This window comes from Neobacillus sp. PVCKKU3 (assembly GCF_058323225.1).
The window spans coordinates 44,890-65,380 of sequence record NZ_JBLVQN010000020.1; the positions used below are offsets into that span (position 1 = coordinate 44,890).

Below are 20,491 nucleotides of genomic sequence, written 5' to 3' on the forward strand. Positions count from 1 at the left end.
AATGTGATGTTAACCAATCAAACGGTAGCTTTTTTAGGGGCTGGTTCCATGGCAGAAGCCATGATTTCAGGTGTGGTAAGTACTGGTAAAATTCCTTCCGAGCAAATAATGGTTACCAATCGAAGAAATCATAAACGTTTGCAGGAGCTTCAGGATACTTACGGTATAAAGGGAATAAGCAGGGAAGAGTTAAACTTTGATAACATTGACATCATTATTTTAGCGATGAAGCCCAAAGATGTAGAATCCTCGTTACAAGTCCTTTCAAAAAAACTTAAGCCTAATCAGGTCATTCTATCTGTTGCCGCGGGGATTCCGACGAACTGTATCGAGAGACATTTTCCGGAAGGGCTGCCTGTTGTTAGGATCATGCCCAATACATCAAGCATGATTGGTGAGTCGGCAACAGCCATTTGTCCAGGAAAATATGCTTCAAAGAATGTTGTGACGATGGTGATGGAATTATTAACCTGTTTGGGGACCGTTTATCTCATTGAGGAAGATAAAATGGATATCTTTACAGGGATCGCTGGGAGTGGGCCTGCTTATTTTTATTACTTAATAGAACATATGGAAAAGGCAGGAAAAGAGTGCGGCCTTGATACCGCTACAGTTAGGCAAATAAGTGCACAAACCATTTTGGGTGCCGCAAAAATGATGATGCAGGAAACGGATACGCCGGCAGAGCTAAGAGAAAAAGTGACATCTCCGAATGGCACCACGGCTGCCGGATTGGAGGCATTGGAGAAGTATGGAGGAGGAAGGGCTATTATGCAAGCTGTTAAAGAAGCAGCAAAACGTTCCCAGGAAATGAACAGCCACTATCAAAGACGCCAAATAGGAGTGATTGGATGACCTCAGGCTTTAAAAAGAGAGTTGTTGTCAAAATTAGCAGCAGCTCACTCACAAGCCTTCGTGGTGAAATTAGCCGCAGGAAATTGGAAAAATTGGTGGAAGAAGTTGTGCAATTAAAGGATGAAGGCCATGAGGTGCTGCTTGTTTCATCTGGTGCCGTAGCAGCGGGCTATCGAAAACTTGGTTTTACTGAACCACCGAGCGGGCTGCCGGAAAAGCAAGCATCCGCCTCGATTGGCCAGAGCCTATTGATGGAAATCTATTCTGAGTTATTTCTATCCCACGGCTATGTTGCTTCACAAATCCTCATCACTAGAGAGGATTTATCGGACGAAAACCGTCATAATAATGCCAGAAATACAATAAATGTCTTACTTAATCGCGGAATTGTTCCAATAATAAATGAAAACGATACGGTGACAGTCAATCGCTTAAAGTTTGGAAATAATGATGTTCTTTCCGCCAAGATAGCAGGACTCATTGATGCCGATATGTTAATTATTCTTTCGGATATTGATGGAATGTATAATGGCGATCCTCGCCAGATGAGCCACGCTGTTCGGCTGGAACACGTTCATGAAATTACCATGAAAATCGAAGAAGCAGCCGGCGGCTCTGGAAGCTCTGTTGGAACAGGCGGAATGAAATCGAAAATCGATGCCTTTAAGATCGCCATGGCATCCGGAATCCTTTCCTTTTTAGGGAAAGCAGGGACTCCCAATATTTTAAAAGATGCCGTCCATCAAAAAGCTACGGGGACCTATTTTATCAAACGTGAAATGGTTTCGAAAACAGGCGGATAAGTTTCATTTTATTCAATAGGAGGGATTTGATGGTTCTTTTAAGAGAGGATTCTACAAAAATTGAAATTCAGGCAATCAAGGCGAAAAAGGCAGCCAAAAGGTTAGGCATCTTATCGACAGAAGAAAAAAATCATGCCCTCAATCTGTTAGCAGATCAGCTCGAAGCGAATGCCGAGGAAATATTGAAAGCCAATCAAATCGATTTAAAATATGGAAGAATCGAAGGGTATAGTGAGGCCTATTTGGACCGGCTTACCTTAACAAGAGAACGAGTTTTTGATTTTACTAGAGGACTGCGGGAGGTCGCCAAGCTATCAGATCCTGTTGGCGATACCCTTTCCGAACGGACACTTGATAATGGGCTCTTTGTTAAAAAAGTACGTGTCCCTTTGGGAGTTATCGGTATGATCTATGAGGCACGGCCGAATGTGACTGTTGATGCAACAGGCCTTGCTTTGAAATCCGGAAATGCGATTCTTCTGAAGGGTGGTTCATCAGCAATCTTTTCAAATAAAGCTATTTTTAAAGTGATTCAGGAAACGCTGGATAAGACGGCGATCCCGAAAGAGGCGGTTCAACTGATTGAGAGTACGGACCGCACCGCCACTCAGCAGCTGTTTACGATGAAAGAGCATATAGATGTGTTAATTCCAAGAGGCGGGGCTTCGCTCATCTATTCAGTTGTTAATGAAGCGACAGTACCTATTTTGGAAACGGGAGTGGGCAACTGTCACCTATATATTGACCGGGACGCGGATGTGGAGAAGGCGCTGAACATACTGGTGAATGCAAAAACCGATCGTCCTGCTGTATGTAATGCGGTGGAAACGGCGATTATTCACCAAGAATGGCTGGAGATCAATAAACTTGCGTTGATGGAAACGTTGAAAGATCACAATATTACTGTCCATGCTGATAAAAAAGCCACTGGTGTCATTCCTGGGGCTGAGTTGGCAAACGAAGAGGACTGGGCAACAGAATATTTGAGTTTGGATCTTGCCGTAAAGACAGTGACCAGTGTGGAAGAAGCGATTGAACATATCGATAAGTATGGAACTAAACACTCGGAAGCAATTATTACTGAAAACTGTAAAACTGCTAAGAAGTTTATGGACTTAGTGGATGCAGCAGCAATCTATCATAATGCTTCTACCAGATTTACGGACGGCGGGGCACTTGGGCTTGGGGCGGAAATCGGAATCTCTACCCAAAAGCTGCATGCCCGCGGACCGATGGGATTGGCTGAATTGACCACGACGAAATATATTATGACCGGAAATGGCCACGTTAGATAGTGGAAAGAAGCTGATTTAAAAGCATATTGCGTGCTTTTAGATCAGCTTCTTTAAGGTTTATAACCTTATTACTGGTGAATTTTGTACACCTAAAAAAAGCGGAGCCGCCGAAGCAGCTCCGCTCAAGGTTAATTTTTCGAAAGATTGCTCTTCCGTTTACCGTAAATAAAATAAATAACAAATCCCACCAGCATCCAAATTACAAATCGTATCCAAGTGATTGATGGCAGACTGATAATCAGATAAACAGAAAAACCAATTCCGATGATCGGGACAAATGGAACAAACGGCGTTTTAAATCGTCTTTCCAAATTAGGCTGCTTGATTCGCAGCACCATGATGGAAGCACAAATTAGGATAAAGGCTGATAGAGTTCCGATGTTAACAAGTTCTGCGACCTCATTAATGGGGGTTAACCCTGAAACTACTGCAGTTACCACACCAATAATCAGTGTAGGGCGGTAGGGGGTCTTATATTTAGAATGAACCTTCGCAAACCAGTTTGGCAGCAAACCATCCCGGCTCATCGCAAACCAGATGCGTGAACCTGCAAGCATAAAGGAAAATAGGACCGATAAAATCCCGGCAATTGCTGCTGCAGAAATAATCAGGGTAATCCAATTCAATCCAACCTGACTAAAGGCCTTTGCAATCGGAGCTGCATTCCCCAGCGTTTCGTATGGAGCCATCCCAGTAATGACGAGGGACATGCCTATATAAAGACAGAGTGCAATCGTCAAGGACAAGACCACCGCCCGCGGCAAGTCACGCTGCGGATTTTTCGCTTCCTCTGCGGCCGTAGTTAATGTGTCATATCCAAATACAGCAAAGAATACCAGTGCTGCACCGCCCATCACGCCATGAAACCCAAACGGCATAAACGGGTGCCAGTTTGCAGAATTAACATAAAAACTGCCAATTGCAATGACAACAACCACTATGCTTAACTTAATGATGACCATCAAGTTGTTAAACCGTGCCCCCCATTTCATCCCAAGGGTAAGCAGCCCGGCAATGGCTAAACTGATGATCATGGCAATCAGGTCGATTTTATGGCCGGCACCGGTTCCAGGGGCGCCTTGTGCCCAGACTGGCATATGGATGCCGATCTGCTGCAATATTTCTTGCATATACCCTGACCATCCAATCGCCACTACTGCAATGACCAGGGTATATTCAAGCAATAAATCCCAGCCAATCAGCCACGCCGCACCTTCTCCCAGCACAGCATAACTATAGGTGTAAGCACTGCCTGCTACCGGAATTAAACCGGCGAATTCTGCATAGCATAATGCCGCTGCCGCACTGGCTAGCCCCGCGATAATAAATGATAGGATTACCGCAGGTCCAGCATGTTCTGCAGCTGCGACTCCAGTTAGAACGAAGATTCCTACACCAATGATTCCTCCTAACCCGATGGCTGTCAGCTGCCATAATCCTAAGATCCGTTGGAGCCCTGCACTATTCGTACTTTCCTCTTGTAAATGTTCAATTGACTTCCTTCTCATAAAAGATTTCATTGATTACCTCCATTTCTACCTTAAAAAGTAACAACCTATTATTTTGATTGAAGTTTTTAAGGTTAATAAAACAACTATGTTTTAAAAAATGGAGATATACAAAAGTTGCCTAATACTAATCTGTTTGAAAAAAATGAAGCAAACCTACAAAAATGTTTTCACGAATACGTAATACTTGTAAAACTTTTATTTGACCGCTTGTTTTTTGGATGAAAAAGCCTAAAACATGCCAGTAAATGAAAATTTAGATTTGAAATATCTGAATTTTTTAATTATAATAAATACATAACACTCGACTGTCGACACAAAAATCAAAACGAATTTAAAAGTGGAAAAGAGGTGTGCAAATGTTGGAATGCAATCCATTGCAAAAGCCGTTACCTTATTATCAACAAATTCAACAATCGATAAAAGAAAGCATCTTCAATGGTACATATAAACCTGGCGATCGCTTGTATGAAGCACAAATTGCAACGTTTTATAATACTAGCCGCAGTCCGGTTAGGGAAGCGATTCGGGCACTGGTAATTGAGGGGCTGCTGGTAATGGATCTAAAGTCACAAATATCCGTCTACAAACCAAATTTACAGGATGTACGGGATATTTACGAATGCAGGATTTCCCTTGAATCCACTGCTGTTGAACTAACAGCGGAACGAGCAACAAAGGAGCAGCTGCAGGAGTTGGAAAAAACGTTAGAAGAAACAGAGCAAGCAATAAATGAAGATAAGCCTGAAACTATAGTAGCGTGTAATGCCCATTTCCATGAACAAATTATCCAGTATAGCGGGAATACAAGATTAAAGATGCTTGTAGAAGGTTTAAATGGCTTAATCCATTATTACCGTGTTTTAAACATCCAAGGGGAAGACCGCGCTTATGAGATTTTAAAAGGACATAGGGATATCTACCTAGCGATTAAAGAGAGAAATCCAAAAAGAGCAGTTGATAGATTGAGAGAGCATACGCAAGAGGACCTAAAAAACATCGTTCATGTAATTGAACAACTTGAGGAGAGATAATTTTTGCGAATCGTTCATGTAGATCAGATTGTTGAAACCGTTGCCAAGCTTTGCTGGGAGGCCTGCTATTACCTGCCTGAAGATGTATTAGCGGGATTTAGAAGGGCTGAGAAGACAGAAGCTTCCCCCATTGGGAAAACCATTCTTCAGCAGCTTCTGGAAAATGCCGAAGAAGCTAAGGTCAATCACATGCCGTATTGTCATGATACTGGGATGGCCGTTGTGTTTGTAGAGGTAGGTCAAGATGTCCATATAACAGGCGGGAACTATTTGGATGCGATTCAAGAAGGTGTTCGCACCGGATATCGAGAGGGTTATCTGAGAAAATCAGTTGTTGGGGACCCGCTCATTCGCGTGAATACTGGGGACAATACACCGGCTGTTGTACATACTGACATCGTTCCCGGAGACCAAATAAAATTCACGGTCCTACCTAAAGGCGGGGGCAGTGAAAATATGAGTGCGATGAAATTCTTGCTTCCTGGTGAAGGGATGCAAGGGGTTAAAAATTTTGTTTTACAAACGATTAAGGAAGCAGGCGGGAAGGCCTGTCCGCCTGTCGTCGTCGGAGTTGGCATCGGCGGAAGCTTTGATAAAGTAACCTCACTGGCGAAACATGCCGTTTTGCGGGAAATCGGTGTTCATCATCATGAACCGCATATTGCTCAGCTGGAAAAAGAACTCCTCGAGGAAATTAACAACACAGGAATAGGGCCGCAAGGGTTAGGCGGGACTAGTACGGCGCTATGGGTGCCAATTGAAACATATGCCTGTCATATAACCGCCCTGCCGGTAGCGGTAAATATTCAATGTCATGCTGCCCGTAAAAAGACGGCTGTGTTATAGGAGGGGATTTTAATGGCAGAATACCGGTTAAAAACACCGCTGACAGATGAAGATATCCAAATGTTGCAGATAGGGGACCAGGTTCTTTTAACAGGGACCATCTATATGGCCCGTGACGCCGCCCATAAAAGAATGGTAGACCTGCTTGAAGCAGGCCAGTCCTTGCCAGTTGATTTAAGGGGCGAAGTCATTTTCTATGCCGGTCCGTGTCCGCCAAAACCGGGGCAAATTATTGGGCCGGTGGCTCCGACAACCGCTTATCGGATGGACCCTTATGCTCCTGCCATGTATGAATATGGGGTAAAAGGAACGATTGGTAAAGGGCCAAGAAGAGAAATGGTCAAAGAAGCGTGTAAGCAATATGGAGCCATTTCCTTTGCTGCCGTCGGCGGGCTCTCTACGATTTTAAGCAGACGGGTAACATCAGTTGAGGTAGTGGCCTATGAGGATTTAGGGCCAGAAGCAATCAGACGGCTTGAGGTGGAAGATTTCCCATTATTGGTTGCCTATGATGCGCACGGTCAAGATTTGTATGAACAGGAAATAGCCAAGTATGAAAATTACAATAAAAATGCAAATAAGGAAGTAGGTATATAATATGAAGAAACTAGAAATTGCTGTTATTCCAGGGGATGGAATTGGGAAAGAAGTAGTGCCGGTTGCAACAAAAGTTCTAGATACAGTGGCTGAAATTCATGGCGGTTTGAAATTTGAGTACAAAGAATTTCCATGGAGCTGTGATTACTACCTAGAGCATGGAAAAATGATGCCAGATAACGGACTAGATATCTTGAAAAACTTTGATGCTATTTTCCTGGGGGCAATTGGAAACCCTCAGGTTGTTGCAGATCATGTTTCTTTATGGGGTTTATTAATTAAGATTCGCAGAGAATTTGAGCAATCGATTAATATTCGCCCAGCCAAATTTTTTAAAGGATTGAAATCACCTTTAGTTAATCCAAATGACTTTGATTTAATCGTTGTCAGGGAAAATAGTGAGGGTGAATATAGTGAAGTTGGCGGAAGGATCCATCAAGGGGAAGATGAAGTCGCCATCCAAAATGCGGTTTTCACTAGAAAAGGTACGGAACGGGCCATGCGTTATGCATTTGAACTGGCGAAACAGAGAAGAGGCCATGTCACATCGGCAACAAAATCAAACGGGATTGTCCATTCGATGCCGTTTTGGGATGAGGTCTTCAATGAAGTAAAAACAGATTATGCGGATATTCAAACTGCTTCCTATCATATCGATGCGCTCGCAGCCTTTTTCGTGACAAGACCGCAAATTTTTGACGTGATTGTCGCTAGTAATCTATTCGGGGATATTTTAACGGATATTGGCGGAGCGATCATGGGAAGTATCGGGATTGCGCCTGCTGCCAATATAAATTTAAATGGAAAGTACCCATCCATGTTCGAGCCTGTTCATGGTTCAGCGCCAGATATTTATGGTAAAGGAATTGCCAATCCAATCGGTCAGGTGTGGACTGCGAAGATGATGCTCGATCACTTTGGCGAGCAAGAACTGGGCCAAAAGCTTTTGGATGCGATCGAAGATGTTACCAACGAGGGAATTAAAACTCCGGATATTGGCGGCACATCCTCTACCAATGAGGTTGGAGAAGCTATTTGCAGTCGGTTGAAAGAAGTTTGTTCAGTGTCTTAATATCATAATTTGAAAAGTGAGGCTGTCTCAATGTGCGTTATTCGTTAACGACATTGGGCAGCCTCATATTAATTTTTGGTCTAATGTCATGAGCATACCGGATAGGGAGCGCCAACTGTCGGAAAGGGTGGGGGCAAACTGTCGTAAAGCAAGCGCCAACTGTCGCATAAGGAGGTCCAACTGTCATATAATTGCCCTCTAACTGTCGCAAAGCATCCATTCCAAACAAAAACCCCTAATCTATAAAAACCACATAGATTAGGGGCTTGCACTAACTATTATTTATTCTTGCTTTCTGCATCCTTAATGATATCTTCGCCGATTTTCTTAGCCCATTCATCATAGACTGGCTGAAGTTCTTTCTTAAATGCTTCAATTTCAGCTGGTGAAAGCTCATTAATCTTGGTTTGGCCGCGATCTTTTAGTTTTTTCAATGCATCTTCATTTAATTTTTCCGCAGAATCACGCGCAACCTTTGTTCCTGCTTCCACACCTTTTTGAACAATGGCTTTCGTTTTATCGTTCAGGCCGTCCCAGAATTTCGTATTGGTTAATAAAGCGTAGTCAACTCGAGTATGACCCATTACAGTTGTATACTTCTGTACTTCGTCGAATTTCTTTGATTCGATATTACTAAAAGTGTTTTCTTCGCCATCAACCGTACCTTGCTGGAGGGCAGTGTAAAGCTCGTTGAATGGAATGGATACGGAACCAGCATTAAGCTTGCCGTAAATTTCTTCAAGCAACTGTCCGCCTTGAGTCCGAATCTTTAAGCCTTTTAAGTCTTCCGGTTTCGAAATGGCTTTCTTGTTATTTGTCATGTGTTTAGCGCCATTTGGCCACATGGCTAGACCAAGCACGCCGTCCTTTTCTAAGCGTTTAAAGATCTCTTGTCCTTTTGCGCCATCCCAGAAAGCTTCTGCAGCTGCATCATCTTTAAACAAGAAAGGCATCGCAGGGACGTTAAAGCCAGGGTCGTTACCTACCATTTTGGACATATCTGGAATAATGAACTGGACGTTATTGGCTACTAAATTCTGATATTCATCTTTATCACCGAACAGCTGGCTGTTTGGATAAACCTGAACCTTGATTTTACCGCCGGATTCTTTTTCAATATATTCCTTCATCGCAAGGGCACCGGATTGCTTAGGTGTGTTCTCCGCTACAACGTGGGAGATTTTGATTGTCAATTCTTGAATGTCATCACCAGATTTGGCCTTTTCACCGCTTGAAGATTTGCTGCTGCTTGTTTCTTTTGAGGAAGAGCCGCAGGCTGCAAGGCTAAATACCAACAGAAGTGTTACTGCTACTACTAATAGTTTCTGAATCTTTTTCATTTGATTTCCCCCTTAATAAATAACTTGATACAAATTGATAGATTTCTGTATGGTCCGCATCCTTATCTAGTGCAACACTTGCTTCATGGAATTTGTCAAACACGAGCTGCGGCAGATTTGTTGCCGCCTCCGCATTTAAAAATAGTCCATTCGCCATTTCTAGATCTTTTCTTAACAGTTCCAGACTAAACCCAGAATCAAAACTTTCCGGTAAGATAAAGGATGGGAATTTATACTCTGTTGAACCGCTTCGGCCTGTACTATGATTAAATACATGAATAGCTTTCTCCGGTTCAACATCAAACCTCTGAAGCAATTGAACAGCCTCACAGCTAGCTAATAGATGAGTAGCAGAAAGATAGTTATTAATGGCCTTGATTAAGTGACCGCTTCCAATTGGACCAACATGAAAGAGGTTACTGCCCATCGAACCTAGCAAACGCTTACATCTAGTAAATGATTCCACCGGTCCTCCGATCATGATGGTTAACTGAGCAGTGACTGCTTTCTTGACCCCGCCGCTGACGGGTGCGTCGATAAATTCAATATTTTTTTCTGTTAATTTTTTAAAATTCCTTCTCGTTTCATCAGGGTATGAGCTGCTCATATCAATGATGACTAATGGTTCTTGGTGAGTGTGTTGATCTAAGGAGTAATGGTCAATAATTTGGTCTATGACTTGATTTACGATCTTAGATGAAGGAAGCATAAGAATGATACTTTGTACATGGTGAATCCAATCAGTAACATAGCCCGGTTTCCCGCCATAGCTCTGGAATTCATTGATAGCGGCTTCGTTAACATCACTGCCGTAAACAGTAAATCCGCTATTTAATAGGTTTTTTGCCATAGGCAAGCCCATTTTACCAAGCCCGATAAAACCTATCTTCTGAATCATGAAGGAAAAACTCCTTCAAGCTCTTTATGTAAAGAGCCAATCCGCGGGTGAGCACGTCCGCTCGTAGTAACGACAGCGGCGATGATAATTTCATCGTTCCGAGGTGCATCAGGAATCCTAGTTTCAAACGTCATGTGATGGCTGCGAATCTTTGCATCCATTTTGTGTTTAATCGCTAGGTCTAGACTGCTGCCAGCGGCACCTCTTTTCTCGGCAGAAGGAAGAAGGGTTTCGGCATTCCCACAAAGTGAACGAAATGGATTTCCAAACGTTAGGGTATGGATGATAGCAGAACCGTGTTCAATTTCGCCATCAAGTCCAACCAGTGCACCTTTTCCATAACCTTCAACTTCATCTCCTGTGACACCTAAAGCTTCCATTGCCTTCTTTGGCAATAGTTCACCGAGCTGTTCAGAACAGGCTTTGATGAGCGGAAGAAGATCCTCTACATATTTGCCGGCATAAGGATTCTTAATGACGGCTAAGGCAGCAGCTACCCGAACAGGCTTATCTGCTTTTTTGAAACCTTCTATAAAGGTCTCCTCCGAGATGGTCACAATTTTTCTTATTTCTAATTCCATCTTCAACCTCCTAATTATAATGGATTTTGGATACAATCTACGCTCGAGTTGTCTCAACAAATGCTGATATTTCCACTATAACAAAAACAATAAATGTTGGGAATACACAAAAAATATAAAATAAAAAAAATTTTCTGTTTATTTTTTGAAAACTATCTTGTATATTTTAAATTAAGGTCCAGTTGTATATTGGATACAATCTACGGAATAAGGAGTTGATTTCTATGAAGAAACTCTTTAAATGGCTTGATCACCTCGAAGAAGGTTTGGCAGGAGTGCTATTTATTGGAGGAGTAGTCGTAAGTTTGTACGGAGTTTTTACAAGGTATGTTCTTAATGCACCAGAATCATGGATTACGGAAATATTTGAATTTCTGCTTACATGGTCTATTTTTATCGGTTTTGGGCTTGCGCTGAAAGACAACCGGCATATTCAAGTAGAATTATTATTTGACGTGCTTCCGAAGGGTCTAAAAAGAATAGTTGCAACGATTAGTAATATAATTGGCGGTGGATATTCCTTCTACCTTGCTTATTCTTCCATTGAATTAATAACGCTATCAAAAGAACAAGGAATTAAAACAATTGATGTCGGTATTCCAATTTGGATTTCATATCTGGTCCTTCCCATCGGAATGGGACTTCTCGGGTTTTACTTTTTTGTAAAGGCTTACAGAGCGGCGAAAGGCGATCATAGAGAGCTTGTCGGCGAGATTGAACAGTTATATGAATCGATGCAAAATACGGAAGGAACATCAGGTGAGAAAGGGGTAGGAGTATGAATCCAGTTTTAATACTGTTTTTAATTTTCGCAGTCCTTTGCTTAATACGCGTACCAATCGCCGTTAGTTTGGGCTTATCAAGCATCGTCGCTTTATCAATGGCAGATTTTACCCTTTACACCGTTATCCAGAAAATGTTTAACTCCTTAAACTCAGCCACCTTAATGGCTATTCCGGGCTTTGTATTTGCCGGGATTATTATGTCAAAAGGCGGTATCTCACACTATTTAATTGAGGCATTAAAATCATGGGTAGGGCATATCCGCGGCGGGCTGGCTGTCATCACTATCCTTGCTTGTATGATCTTTGCCGCCATTTCTGGTTCAAGCCCGGCCACAGCAGCGGCTGTCGGAAGTATTATGATTCCTGCGATGGTGGAAGCAGGTTATGGTAAAAGATATGCAATGGGGCTTGTAGCCGCATCAGGGACGCTGGGAATTCTGATTCCACCTTCGATCCCATTAATCATTTATGGCACGGTAGCTGAAGAATCAATTGGAAAACTGTTCTCAGCTGGAATCGTCCCTGGATTATTGCTAGGTGGAATTCTATTAATTTCTGCTATTATTCATGCTAGAGTTCATAACTTTGGTAAATTGCCAAAACAGTCGATGGAGGAAAGATGGAGAAAGACTGCAAAAGCTTCTTGGGGCTTTTTCCTGCCGGTCCTTATTCTCGGTGGAATCTATTCCGGTGCCGTCACACCGACTGAGGCAGCCTTTGTATCATGTTTCTATGGATTATTCGTTTCTATATTTATCTACAGAGAACTGTCATTCCCTAAGTTTAGAGAAGTCCTGAAGGAATCTATTAACATTACGTCAATGATTTTTCTAGTTATTGCATCGGCAATGATCTTCGGTATGTTCCTAACTACGGAACAGGTACCACAGGCATTTGCGACATGGATTGAAACAAGTACATCAAATAAATGGATCTTTATGATTGGTGTCAATATTATGTTCTTTATTTTGGGTATGTTCCTTGAATCCGTTGCCATCATTTTAATTACACTGCCAATTTTATTACCGGTACTAGCATTATTTGATATTAATGTCATCCATTTTGCAATCATTATGACAATAAATATGGAGTTGGCGATGATTTCACCTCCAGTTGGGCTAAATCTATTCGTCGTCAGTGGGATCACGAGGGAAAAGGTCGGAGAAGTCGTCAAAGGGGTGTTGCCATTCTTTGCTCTGATGGTTCTAGCACTTGCTATCGTTATTATTTTCCCACAGGTAGCATTGGTTTTGGCGAAATAGCCTGATCTCCAAGAAAAGAGGATCTGCTTACTCATATGACAGGGTAAGCTGTTCTTTTTCTGTGTATCCAATATCCTAAAGGAAGGAGTTCATGGAATTGATGCGATCCTATTTATTTGTTCCTGCAACCTCCACCAGAATGTTTGAAAAAGCGTTGGTAAGTGTAGCTGATTGTGTCATTTTTGATTTGGAGGATGCCGTAGCGATCTCTGAAAAACAAGAGGCAAGAGAACGTGCGAAACATTTTCTCTTAAACAACCAGCCGGAGAAAGACGTGTTGATCAGAATCAATGATATGACAACGAATTTTTGGCGGGAGGATTTAGAAGCTGCCATTGAAGCCGGGGCCAGCGGGGTCATGGTACCGAAGGCTGAAAGCTCCATTAGCATGAAGACGTTATGCGAAACAGCTGTTATTTGTCTCGAAAGACAGAAAAGAGAGCTTCATTCCTTTGCGGTAATCCCATTAATTGAAACTGCCAGAGGGATTCATTTTGCCTATGATATTGCGGCGGCGCATTACTTGATTAAAAGATTAGCATTTGGCTCGATTGATTATTCCTTGGATGTCGATTGCGAGCTAACGGATGACGGGACAGAATTGCTTTATGCCAGGTCGCAGGTGGTCAATGCCTCGAAAGCTGCCGGAATTAGCAGTCCGATAGATTCGGTTTACCCTGATCTTGCAAATGAAGCGGGGCTCATTAACGAGTCTCAAAGGGCGAGGAGGCTTGGGTTCAAGGCAAAGCTAACCATCCATCCTAAGCAATTGCAGCCGATTCATGAAATTTTCTCGCCAAGCAAAAAGGAAATGGAAGCTGCTTTAGAAATTGTCAATGCCTTTGAAGCCGCAGAGCAGCAAGGAGTTGCCTCGATTGCGGTCGGGAATAAGCTGGTGGATTATCCGGTTTATAAAAAAGCGAAAGCGTTATTAGAGTCAGTAATTTTATAAAAGAAAAATGATGGAGGAACCACAAATGGTAACCGAAAAACTAGCCTTACATATTACCAATACTTCTTACGAGGATTTTAATGAAAATGCGATCAGAGAAGCGAAAAGAAGTCTATTAAACTGGCTTGGAGTGGCGATTGGCGCTGCCAACCATGAATCGATGGATATGGTGCTTAACGTATCAAAACTCACAGACAGTCAGCCGCAAGCAACTGTACTGGGAAGAAATGAAAAAGTCGATATCCTGTTTGCGAGCCTATTAAATGGGATGTCTTCGCATATCTTTGATTTTGACGATACCTTACTAGAAACTGTTTTACATCCATCAGCACCTGTTTTTCCGGCCATCCTCGCTTATGCCGAGCAGCAAAAGAAAACCGGCAAGGATGTTCTTGAAGCGTTTATCATTGGCTGCGAGGTCGAAGCAAGACTTGCCTTAAGTGTCTATCCATCTCATTACTGGCGCGGCTGGCATATTACCGGCAGTGTGGGCGGAATTGGAGCCGCTGCAGCGATTTGTAAGCTGATGGGCTTAGATATTGAAAAAACGATTTATGCTCTGGGAATTGCAGCAACCGATCCAACTGGGTTACGCGAAATGTTTGGCACGATGACAAAGCCTTATCACCCGGGAAAAGCGGCAATGAATGGGTTATTAGCAGCACTTGTGGGCGCTCAAGGTTTTACCGCCTCCAAAAAACCTCTTGAAGCAGAGCGTGGATTCCTGAATGTCTTATCTGAAGAGAATAAAGCAGAGCTCATTACCGAACAATGGGGCGAAAAATGGGAAGTAGAGAAAAACAGCTACAAGCCTTTTGCCAGCGGAATCGTTACCCATCCAGCCATTGATGCCATTATAACAATCCAAAAGGAGCATAAACTGCAAGCAGAAGAAGTGGAGTCAATCGTTATCACGGCCCATCCACTTGTGAAAGAACTGACTGGCAAAACGGCCATTACGACGGGGCTGGAAGGAAAGTTCAGTGTCTATCACTGTGTCGCAGCCGGGTTCTTTAATCTGAAGGCAGGCGTCTATGAATTCACAGATGAATATGTCAACGACCCTTCTGTAAAAAATCTTCGTGACAAAATAACGCTTGTTATCGATGAGAAGATAAAAGAAGATCAGGTCCACTTAACTGTTAAGTTAACAGATGGCCGGGAAATCTCTCTTTTTGTTGAACATGCGGTTGGAAGCGCGGATACTCCAATGACAGATGAACAAATCAAAGAGAAATTTCTGGATGTTACTGGAAAAGTCATCTGTTCAGCGGCAAAAAATGAACTCGTTGACCTTATCGACCGCTTTGAAGAGGTCGAGGATTTGACTTCGTTCTTCCAGCTCTGCCAGCCAAAAGAGACCGCCAATCAATACTAAACAAATCACCGAGGGAACTGCGGTTAGGTTCCTAAGGTGATTATGTATTTCTTTAGAAAAAAGGAGAGAATTATGGCTTTCCCAAATACAAGGGTGAAAGTAAATGTTGTAGCGAAGCCTAAGCAAAAGTCTTCTCTAGAAGTAAAAAAAATCATCCTATTGCTGCTTGGAATCGCGTTGATGGCGGGAGTCTACTTCATCCTTCCCGCCAACTATACAGGATCAGCCAGAATGATGCTGTCATGTTTGGTACTAGGTGTGTTTTACTGGACGTTTGAGCCAATTCCGATTGGCTTAACGGCGGTTACTTTATTAATCTTAATGCTCGTATTCGGAGTAGTCACAACGGATGTCGTCTATAGTGGATTTGCTTCACCCGCTGTATTTCTGATCATTGGTGGGATGATGCTGGCAAAAGGGGTCAATGATACGACACTGACCAAAAGAATTGCCTATCTTTTCTTATCGAAATGGGGAGGTACGGCTAAGGGGCTCTTGGCGAGCATTCTATTGATTCCACAAATCCAATCCTTTTTTATCCCAGCGGCTGCGGTTCGGGCACAACTGATGCTTCCGATTGCAACAATGTCACTTGATACTATCGGGGAGAAGGCAAAAGGGAATCTTAGAAAAATGATTCTTCTTGGCGTGGCGTTTGGCGGGACAGTCAGTGGTACTGCGGTGATGACGGCTGCGATTGGGAATATTTTAACGGTTGAATTATTAAAAGAGTTTGTTGGGATTAAAATCACCTATATTCAGTGGTTTACCTATACCTTCCCAATCTGGCTCATCATGATCCCAATACTATGGTTTACTTTATTGAAAAGCTTCCCCTTAACAGAAGAAGAGAAACACTTTCCGCATGTACAACAAGAATTGGAAAATAAGCTGGAGGAATTAGGGCGGTTAAATATTGAGGAGAAAAAGTGTTTAGCCATCCTATTCATTATCGTGGCATTATGGTTTACCGAGCCCCTGCATGGGCTGCACCCTAGTGTGCCTGCACTGATTGGGGTGGTGTTAATGGCCTTACCGGGAATCGGCTTCACCAGTTGGGGCAATTTAGTAAAAATCAATTTTGATACCGTCCTGTTAATGGGGGTAACGCTGTCTCTAGGCTACGCTTTCAATAAGTCAGGAGCAGCCAAGCTGATTGGAGATAGTTTAAGTTCCGATTGGATTCTCTACTTTCTCCATTCACCGGTTGTCGCCGTCATCACGATTCTGGTGATTACCCATATCCTTCATTTAGCAGTGGCAAATGTTTCAACGGCAGTCGTCACCCTTGTCCCGATTTTTATCGGATTATCGACGAAAGCAGGGGCAGACCCTGTGCTGATTTGTTTGACAGCCTCAATAGCTTGTTTACACGGATATATTCTCGTGGTGGAAGCTACACCAAATATCATTGTCTACAGCTCTGGCCGTATTCAGCAAAAGGAGTTCCTCATGCCTGGATTGTGGCTAACGGGTCTAATGAGTGTCGTAGTGCTTCTAATTGCGATTACTTGGTGGAACTGGCTTGGACTACTTTAAGAAAATTTATGATAAATTTGCAAATCTATAGACAATTTATATTGGATTCTGTATCCTATTTTAAAATAGCGTTAATGAGAGGTACTTAAACATGCTTGAAAAAAATCAGCTTATGATAGAAAACAGGGATACATTGCATTTAAAAGTATGTAATATTATTCGCGAAGCCATTTTAAAAGGAGAGTTAAAACCAGGCCAACGCCTTAAACAATCGGATCTTGCCGATGCGATGGGTGTCAGCCGGATGCCAATCCGGGAAGCGCTGCAAAAACTCGAAGCAGAAGGACTGATCAAGCTTGAGCCGCATAAAGGGGCAGTGGTAAAGTCGATTGAAGTAGGGGATATTGAAGAGATATATGCACTCCGAACGGAATTGGAAAAAATGGCTGTATACCAAAGTGTGGAGCATTTAACGGATGAAGACCACCAGCAATTAATTACCTTGGTAGAGCATATGGAAGCGAGCGAAGATGTGGATGATTTTATCCGTCACAATATTGAATTTCATCGTCTATTAATGAAGCGGAGCAGCTGGGAGCGGCTCAATTCCTTTATTAGCACCTTATGGAATGGTCTGCCGCAGCAAACTCCTCATATTTTAAAAGGCCAAAAAGATACATCGAATGTGGAACACAGAAGTATCTTAAATGCCGTGTTAAACAGAGATAAGGAAACGGCAGCGAATCTCGTTTCCAACCATATTTCGCGCACCGGCAATATGTTAGTAAAGAGATTAAAAGAAGAGGGAAAAAAATAGTTCTCTCTTTTTTCGATAAAATTGTATCCAATATCCAAAATAAGAATGTGAGGGATGTAAAATGACATTATCAAAAAGATTAGCTGAATATGTGTGCCAAACGAGTTTTGAAGATTTACCTGAACATGTCGTGGAGTTTACGAAAATCTGTATCCTAGATTGGTATGGCTCTGCCATCGCTGGAAAAGACATGCCGCCAATTCAAGCGGTAAAGGAGCTTGTCGAAGAATGGGGCGGTCATGAACAAGCAAGTCTCGTCACGGGAGGAAAATCCTCACTAGGCAATGCAGTGCTGGTCAATGCCGCCTCCAGCCATATTGTGGAGCTCGACGATATCCATAAATCTTCGATTATTCATGCCGGCACTGTGGTCATTCCGGCAGCCGTTGCCGCAGCAGAAGCCTATGACCTAAGCGGAAAAGAATTGATTACAGCAGTCGCCGTCGGCTATGAAGTCTGTTACCGAATTGGCGAGGCTGTGTCTCCATCACACTATTATTTCTGGCATAATACCGCCACATGCGGCACATTTGGCTCCGCCGCTGCGGTAGCGAAGCTAGTAAACTTAAATGTGGAGCAAACGATGCATGCCCTCGGAAATGCCGGCAGCCAAGCGGCAGGACTGTGGGAATTTATCGAAGACGGGGCCAACACAAAACAATTGCACACCGCTAAAGCAGCCTACAACGGGACACTCGCCGCCCTGCTTGCCAAAAAGAACTTCACGGGAGCAACAAAAATTTTAGAGGGAAAAAGAGGGTTCTTTGAAGCGATGGCTGAATCGGCAGACCCATCGAAAATCACGAAGAATCTCGGACATGAATGGAAGATCATCGAGAACAGCTTTAAGATCCATGCATCATGTCGCCATACCCATCCAGCCATCGATTGTATCCTCGACATCATGAATGAACATTCCATTGCGTATCAACAGATAGATAGAATCACGATTAAGACCTATCAAACCGTCCTGAATATTACCGACAAACCAAACCCTGACAGTATCTACGCCTGTAAATTCAGCAGTCAGTTTTGCGCTGCTTTGGCCGCAGTAAAGGGCTCCGCTTCGTTACGGGATTTTACGAATGAGAGCTTACAAGATTCCGAGATTTTAAATCTTTTGGAAAAAGTAGACGTAGTCGTCGATGCCTATTATGAGGAAGCCTATCCGGAAAAATGGGGCGCTAAAGTCGAAATTGCTCTTACAAACGGGAAGATTTTTGAACAAGCAACCGATTATCCAAAGGGCGACCCTGAAAAAATGGCCACAAAAGAGGAACTAATCCAGAAGTTTATCATGATGACTGCTGAAAAGTTAGAACATCCTGAAGAAGAGGTCGAAGCGATTTTTAAATTAGATTCAATCAGCACGAGGGAATGGCTGAGGAAACAGGAAATCAGCCATTTACAGCAGTAATGGAGGATATCACTATTTCATATCGAACTTATAATTGGGAGTGAATATAAAGATGTCCATGAATGTTGATGTCATCGTGATTGGCGGGGACCAGGCGGCGCTTTCGGCAGCGATAGCGGCTAGGGAAGCAGGGGCACGTGTTGCCATCATCACCAAAGGGAAAGCGGGATTTGGCGGTTCATCCGTTATTTCAGATGGCGTCCAATCAGCCATTTTTTCAACAGGGGATTCGCCTGAAACCTTTTTCGAAGATATTATTCGTGGCGGCCGAAATCTATCAAATCCCAACCTAGCGAGAATTCTAGCTGAGGAGTGTACCGTCAGGGTCAACGAACTGGAGAGTAAATTCTGTATCCCCTTGGAACGGGAGCGGAAAATCAGTACGCCCGGACACTCGTTTCCGCGCAGGGTTTATGCCGCAAACGGTCTTGGGAAAAACACCACAAAGGTATTAAGACAATATGCGCTGGAGATCGGCGTGGAATTGTTCGAGCAGACTGCCTTGATTGATTTAATCAAGGTGGACCAAGTGGTGATCGGTGTGGTCGTTGAAAAGGCTTCGGAATTACATGCCTTTTATGCGCCTTCTACGATACTAGCAACAGGTGGATTCGGAGGGCTTTATGCGTCTACTGATAATCCAAAGGATGTATCAGGAGAGGGGATTGGCATGGCGTGGAGGCATGGTGCCGAGCTTGTCGGGATGGAATTTGTCCAGTTTTATCCGTATCGGCTGAAGCATCCTGCGAACGTTGATGTCATGACTAGGATTTTTGGAAAAGGAGCCGTCCTTTTAAATAACGCTTCTGAACGTTTTATGGCGGATTTTCCAAGAAAAGAGCTGGAAACACGAGATATTCTAAGCTATGAAATGTTCAAGCAAAACGATGTGTACCTTGACTTATCTAATGTTTCTGATGAGGATTTAGCGAAGGACAGTCCATATGTATATCGGCTTGTTAAAAAAGGACATCAAGGGGAGTGGAAAATGTACCCGGTTCAGCATTATTGCATGGGCGGGATTAAAGTGGATGAATGGGGCAGAACGAGTTTACAAGGATTATATGCCTGCGGGGAAACAACCGGCGGACTCCACGGGGCGAATCGGCTTGGAGGAGGTTCCCTGACAGAAGCACTTGTGTTTGGGCACCGGACCGGCACGATGGCGGCTCGAGAAGATGTACCTGTTCCAAAAGCGGTCGAAATTCCTACTTTTGGGGAAAACACTTTACCTAATGGAAAAGAGTTGGAGGTAACACAGCGACTGAAAGAGATCATGTGGAACCTTGTTGGAATCGAAAGAACCACTAATTCCTTACAGCAGGCGGAAAAAGAACTAGACCGGCTGGCGGCAGAATTAAATAAGGAAAAAGGAGTCACAGCACTTCAGCTCCAAGATAAAGTCCGGGCAGCATGGGCAGCCGCGTTTGCCGGTGCGATGAGGAAAGAAAGCAGAGGGGCCCATATCCTTCAGAATGTAAGAGAGGAACAGATACAATGGGAAGGAAACCTTTTTATTAAAGGGAAAACCATTGAATTCAGGCAAGAAACCGTGAGTGAAATGACCTAACT

18 protein-coding genes and 1 pseudogene are annotated in these 20,491 nt (G+C 43.2%); 15 read left to right on the forward strand and 4 right to left on the reverse strand.

Annotated features, from left to right (window positions below; genetic code table 11):
- Positions 1-6 precede the first annotated feature (6 nt).
- From proC to ACNQGS_RS14935, 3 genes and pseudogenes are all read left to right on the forward strand, one after another.
- Positions 7-855, forward strand: coding sequence for a pyrroline-5-carboxylate reductase (proC, locus tag ACNQGS_RS14925; RefSeq protein ID WP_491488009.1), 849 nt, complete (start codon positions 7-9; stop codon positions 853-855).
- Positions 852-1,622, forward strand: a pseudogene (proB, locus tag ACNQGS_RS14930) (glutamate 5-kinase); the annotation flags it as partial. The gene proC and the pseudogene proB, both read left to right, overlap by 4 nt.
- 65 nt (positions 1,623-1,687) lie before the next feature.
- The gene (locus ACNQGS_RS14935) at positions 1,688-2,953 is read left to right on the forward strand and encodes a glutamate-5-semialdehyde dehydrogenase (protein ID WP_491488010.1); all 1,266 of its coding nucleotides are present in this window, start codon (positions 1,688-1,690) and stop codon (positions 2,951-2,953) included.
- A 128-nt stretch (positions 2,954-3,081) separates the two neighbouring features.
- On the opposite strand, the gene ACNQGS_RS14940 is transcribed toward ACNQGS_RS14935, so the two are convergent.
- Positions 3,082-4,473 carry an amino acid permease gene (locus ACNQGS_RS14940; protein ID WP_491488011.1) on the reverse strand — a complete coding sequence of 464 codons (1,392 nt, stop codon included), beginning with the start codon at positions 4,471-4,473 and terminating at the stop codon, positions 3,082-3,084.
- A 347-nt stretch (positions 4,474-4,820) separates the two neighbouring features.
- Here ACNQGS_RS14940 and ACNQGS_RS14945 point away from each other — a divergent pair, with 347 nt between their 5' ends.
- From ACNQGS_RS14945 to ACNQGS_RS14960, 4 genes are read left to right on the forward strand one after another with little or no spacing between them, the layout of a single operon-like run.
- The gene (locus ACNQGS_RS14945; protein ID WP_491488012.1) at positions 4,821-5,495 is read left to right on the forward strand and encodes a GntR family transcriptional regulator; all 675 of its coding nucleotides are present in this window, start codon (positions 4,821-4,823) and stop codon (positions 5,493-5,495) included.
- A gap of 3 nt (positions 5,496-5,498) precedes the next feature.
- Complete coding sequence (locus ACNQGS_RS14950) at positions 5,499-6,341, forward strand: fumarate hydratase (protein ID WP_491488013.1); 843 nt, start codon at positions 5,499-5,501, stop codon at positions 6,339-6,341.
- A 12-nt stretch (positions 6,342-6,353) separates the two neighbouring features.
- Positions 6,354-6,938, forward strand: a complete 585-nt coding sequence (locus ACNQGS_RS14955; RefSeq protein ID WP_491488014.1) for a FumA C-terminus/TtdB family hydratase beta subunit — start codon at positions 6,354-6,356, stop codon at positions 6,936-6,938.
- A gap of 1 nt (position 6,939) precedes the next feature.
- Entirely contained in the window at positions 6,940-8,010 is a 1,071-nt protein-coding gene (locus tag ACNQGS_RS14960; RefSeq protein ID WP_491488015.1) for a tartrate dehydrogenase, read from the forward strand.
- A 278-nt stretch (positions 8,011-8,288) separates the two neighbouring features.
- Here the strand turns inward: ACNQGS_RS14960 and ACNQGS_RS14965 are convergent, their stop codons facing one another.
- Genes ACNQGS_RS14965 through ACNQGS_RS14975 form a run of 3 tightly spaced genes read right to left on the reverse strand, consistent with a single transcriptional unit; the run spans position 8,289 to position 10,829 of the window.
- Positions 8,289-9,350, reverse strand: a complete 1,062-nt coding sequence (locus ACNQGS_RS14965; protein WP_491488016.1) for a DctP family TRAP transporter solute-binding subunit — start codon at positions 9,348-9,350, stop codon at positions 8,289-8,291.
- Entirely contained in the window at positions 9,295-10,248 is a 954-nt protein-coding gene (locus tag ACNQGS_RS14970; RefSeq protein ID WP_491488017.1) for an NAD(P)-dependent oxidoreductase, read from the reverse strand. The genes ACNQGS_RS14965 and ACNQGS_RS14970 overlap by 56 nt, the downstream gene beginning before the upstream one ends.
- Positions 10,245-10,829, reverse strand: a complete 585-nt coding sequence (locus ACNQGS_RS14975) for an amino acid synthesis family protein (RefSeq protein WP_491488018.1) — start codon at positions 10,827-10,829, stop codon at positions 10,245-10,247. The genes ACNQGS_RS14970 and ACNQGS_RS14975 overlap by 4 nt, the downstream gene beginning before the upstream one ends.
- 224 nt (positions 10,830-11,053) lie before the next feature.
- On the opposite strand from ACNQGS_RS14975, the gene ACNQGS_RS14980 reads away from it, so the two are divergent.
- The 8 genes from ACNQGS_RS14980 to ACNQGS_RS15015 all read left to right on the forward strand — a co-directional run bounded on the left by ACNQGS_RS14980 (position 11,054) and on the right by ACNQGS_RS15015 (position 20,489).
- Positions 11,054-11,611, forward strand: coding sequence for a TRAP transporter small permease (locus tag ACNQGS_RS14980; RefSeq protein ID WP_491488019.1), 558 nt, complete (start codon positions 11,054-11,056; stop codon positions 11,609-11,611).
- Entirely contained in the window at positions 11,608-12,876 is a 1,269-nt protein-coding gene (locus ACNQGS_RS14985; protein WP_491488020.1) for a TRAP transporter large permease, read from the forward strand. The genes ACNQGS_RS14980 and ACNQGS_RS14985 overlap by 4 nt, the downstream gene beginning before the upstream one ends.
- A gap of 91 nt (positions 12,877-12,967) precedes the next feature.
- Positions 12,968-13,828, forward strand: coding sequence for an HpcH/HpaI aldolase/citrate lyase family protein (locus tag ACNQGS_RS14990; RefSeq protein ID WP_491488021.1), 861 nt, complete (start codon positions 12,968-12,970; stop codon positions 13,826-13,828).
- Positions 13,829-13,853: 25 nt separating this feature from the next.
- Positions 13,854-15,206, forward strand: coding sequence for an MmgE/PrpD family protein (locus tag ACNQGS_RS14995; RefSeq protein WP_491488022.1), 1,353 nt, complete (start codon positions 13,854-13,856; stop codon positions 15,204-15,206).
- 72 nt (positions 15,207-15,278) lie between these two features.
- Positions 15,279-16,745 (forward strand): SLC13 family permease, encoded by a 1,467-nt coding sequence (locus ACNQGS_RS15000; RefSeq protein ID WP_491488023.1) that lies wholly within the window; start codon positions 15,279-15,281, stop codon positions 16,743-16,745.
- Between the two features lie 91 nt (positions 16,746-16,836).
- Entirely contained in the window at positions 16,837-17,502 is a 666-nt protein-coding gene (locus ACNQGS_RS15005; protein ID WP_491488024.1) for a GntR family transcriptional regulator, read from the forward strand.
- A gap of 61 nt (positions 17,503-17,563) precedes the next feature.
- Complete coding sequence (locus ACNQGS_RS15010; protein WP_491488025.1) at positions 17,564-18,919, forward strand: MmgE/PrpD family protein; 1,356 nt, start codon at positions 17,564-17,566, stop codon at positions 18,917-18,919.
- Positions 18,920-18,959: 40 nt separating this feature from the next.
- A complete protein-coding gene (locus ACNQGS_RS15015; RefSeq protein ID WP_491488026.1) occupies positions 18,960-20,489 on the forward strand; it encodes an FAD-binding protein in 1,530 nt (509 codons plus the stop codon).
- Positions 20,490-20,491 lie beyond the last annotated feature (2 nt).

Bases quoted from the DNA above. Each gene is read 5' to 3' on its own strand.
- ACNQGS_RS15010 (WP_491488025.1), top strand. From the start codon at position 17,564: ATGACATTATCAAAAAGATTAGCTGAATATGTGTGCCAAACGAGTTTT.
- ACNQGS_RS14940 (WP_491488011.1), bottom strand. From the start codon at position 4,473: ATGAAATCTTTTATGAGAAGGAAGTCAATTGAACATTTACAAGAGGAA.
- ACNQGS_RS15000 (WP_491488023.1), top strand. From the start codon at position 15,279: ATGGCTTTCCCAAATACAAGGGTGAAAGTAAATGTTGTAGCGAAGCCT.
- ACNQGS_RS14960 (WP_491488015.1), top strand. From the start codon at position 6,940: ATGAAGAAACTAGAAATTGCTGTTATTCCAGGGGATGGAATTGGGAAA.
- ACNQGS_RS14985 (WP_491488020.1), top strand. From the start codon at position 11,608: ATGAATCCAGTTTTAATACTGTTTTTAATTTTCGCAGTCCTTTGCTTA.
- ACNQGS_RS14975 (WP_491488018.1), bottom strand. From the start codon at position 10,829: ATGGAATTAGAAATAAGAAAAATTGTGACCATCTCGGAGGAGACCTTT.
- ACNQGS_RS14995 (WP_491488022.1), top strand. From the start codon at position 13,854: ATGGTAACCGAAAAACTAGCCTTACATATTACCAATACTTCTTACGAG.
- proC (WP_491488009.1), top strand. From the start codon at position 7: ATGTTAACCAATCAAACGGTAGCTTTTTTAGGGGCTGGTTCCATGGCA.
- ACNQGS_RS14935 (WP_491488010.1), top strand. From the start codon at position 1,688: ATGGTTCTTTTAAGAGAGGATTCTACAAAAATTGAAATTCAGGCAATC.
- ACNQGS_RS14955 (WP_491488014.1), top strand. From the start codon at position 6,354: ATGGCAGAATACCGGTTAAAAACACCGCTGACAGATGAAGATATCCAA.
- ACNQGS_RS14965 (WP_491488016.1), bottom strand. From the start codon at position 9,350: ATGAAAAAGATTCAGAAACTATTAGTAGTAGCAGTAACACTTCTGTTG.
- ACNQGS_RS14970 (WP_491488017.1), bottom strand. From the start codon at position 10,248: ATGATTCAGAAGATAGGTTTTATCGGGCTTGGTAAAATGGGCTTGCCT.
- ACNQGS_RS15005 (WP_491488024.1), top strand. From the start codon at position 16,837: ATGCTTGAAAAAAATCAGCTTATGATAGAAAACAGGGATACATTGCAT.
- ACNQGS_RS14945 (WP_491488012.1), top strand. From the start codon at position 4,821: ATGTTGGAATGCAATCCATTGCAAAAGCCGTTACCTTATTATCAACAA.
- ACNQGS_RS14990 (WP_491488021.1), top strand. From the start codon at position 12,968: ATGGAATTGATGCGATCCTATTTATTTGTTCCTGCAACCTCCACCAGA.
- ACNQGS_RS14980 (WP_491488019.1), top strand. From the start codon at position 11,054: ATGAAGAAACTCTTTAAATGGCTTGATCACCTCGAAGAAGGTTTGGCA.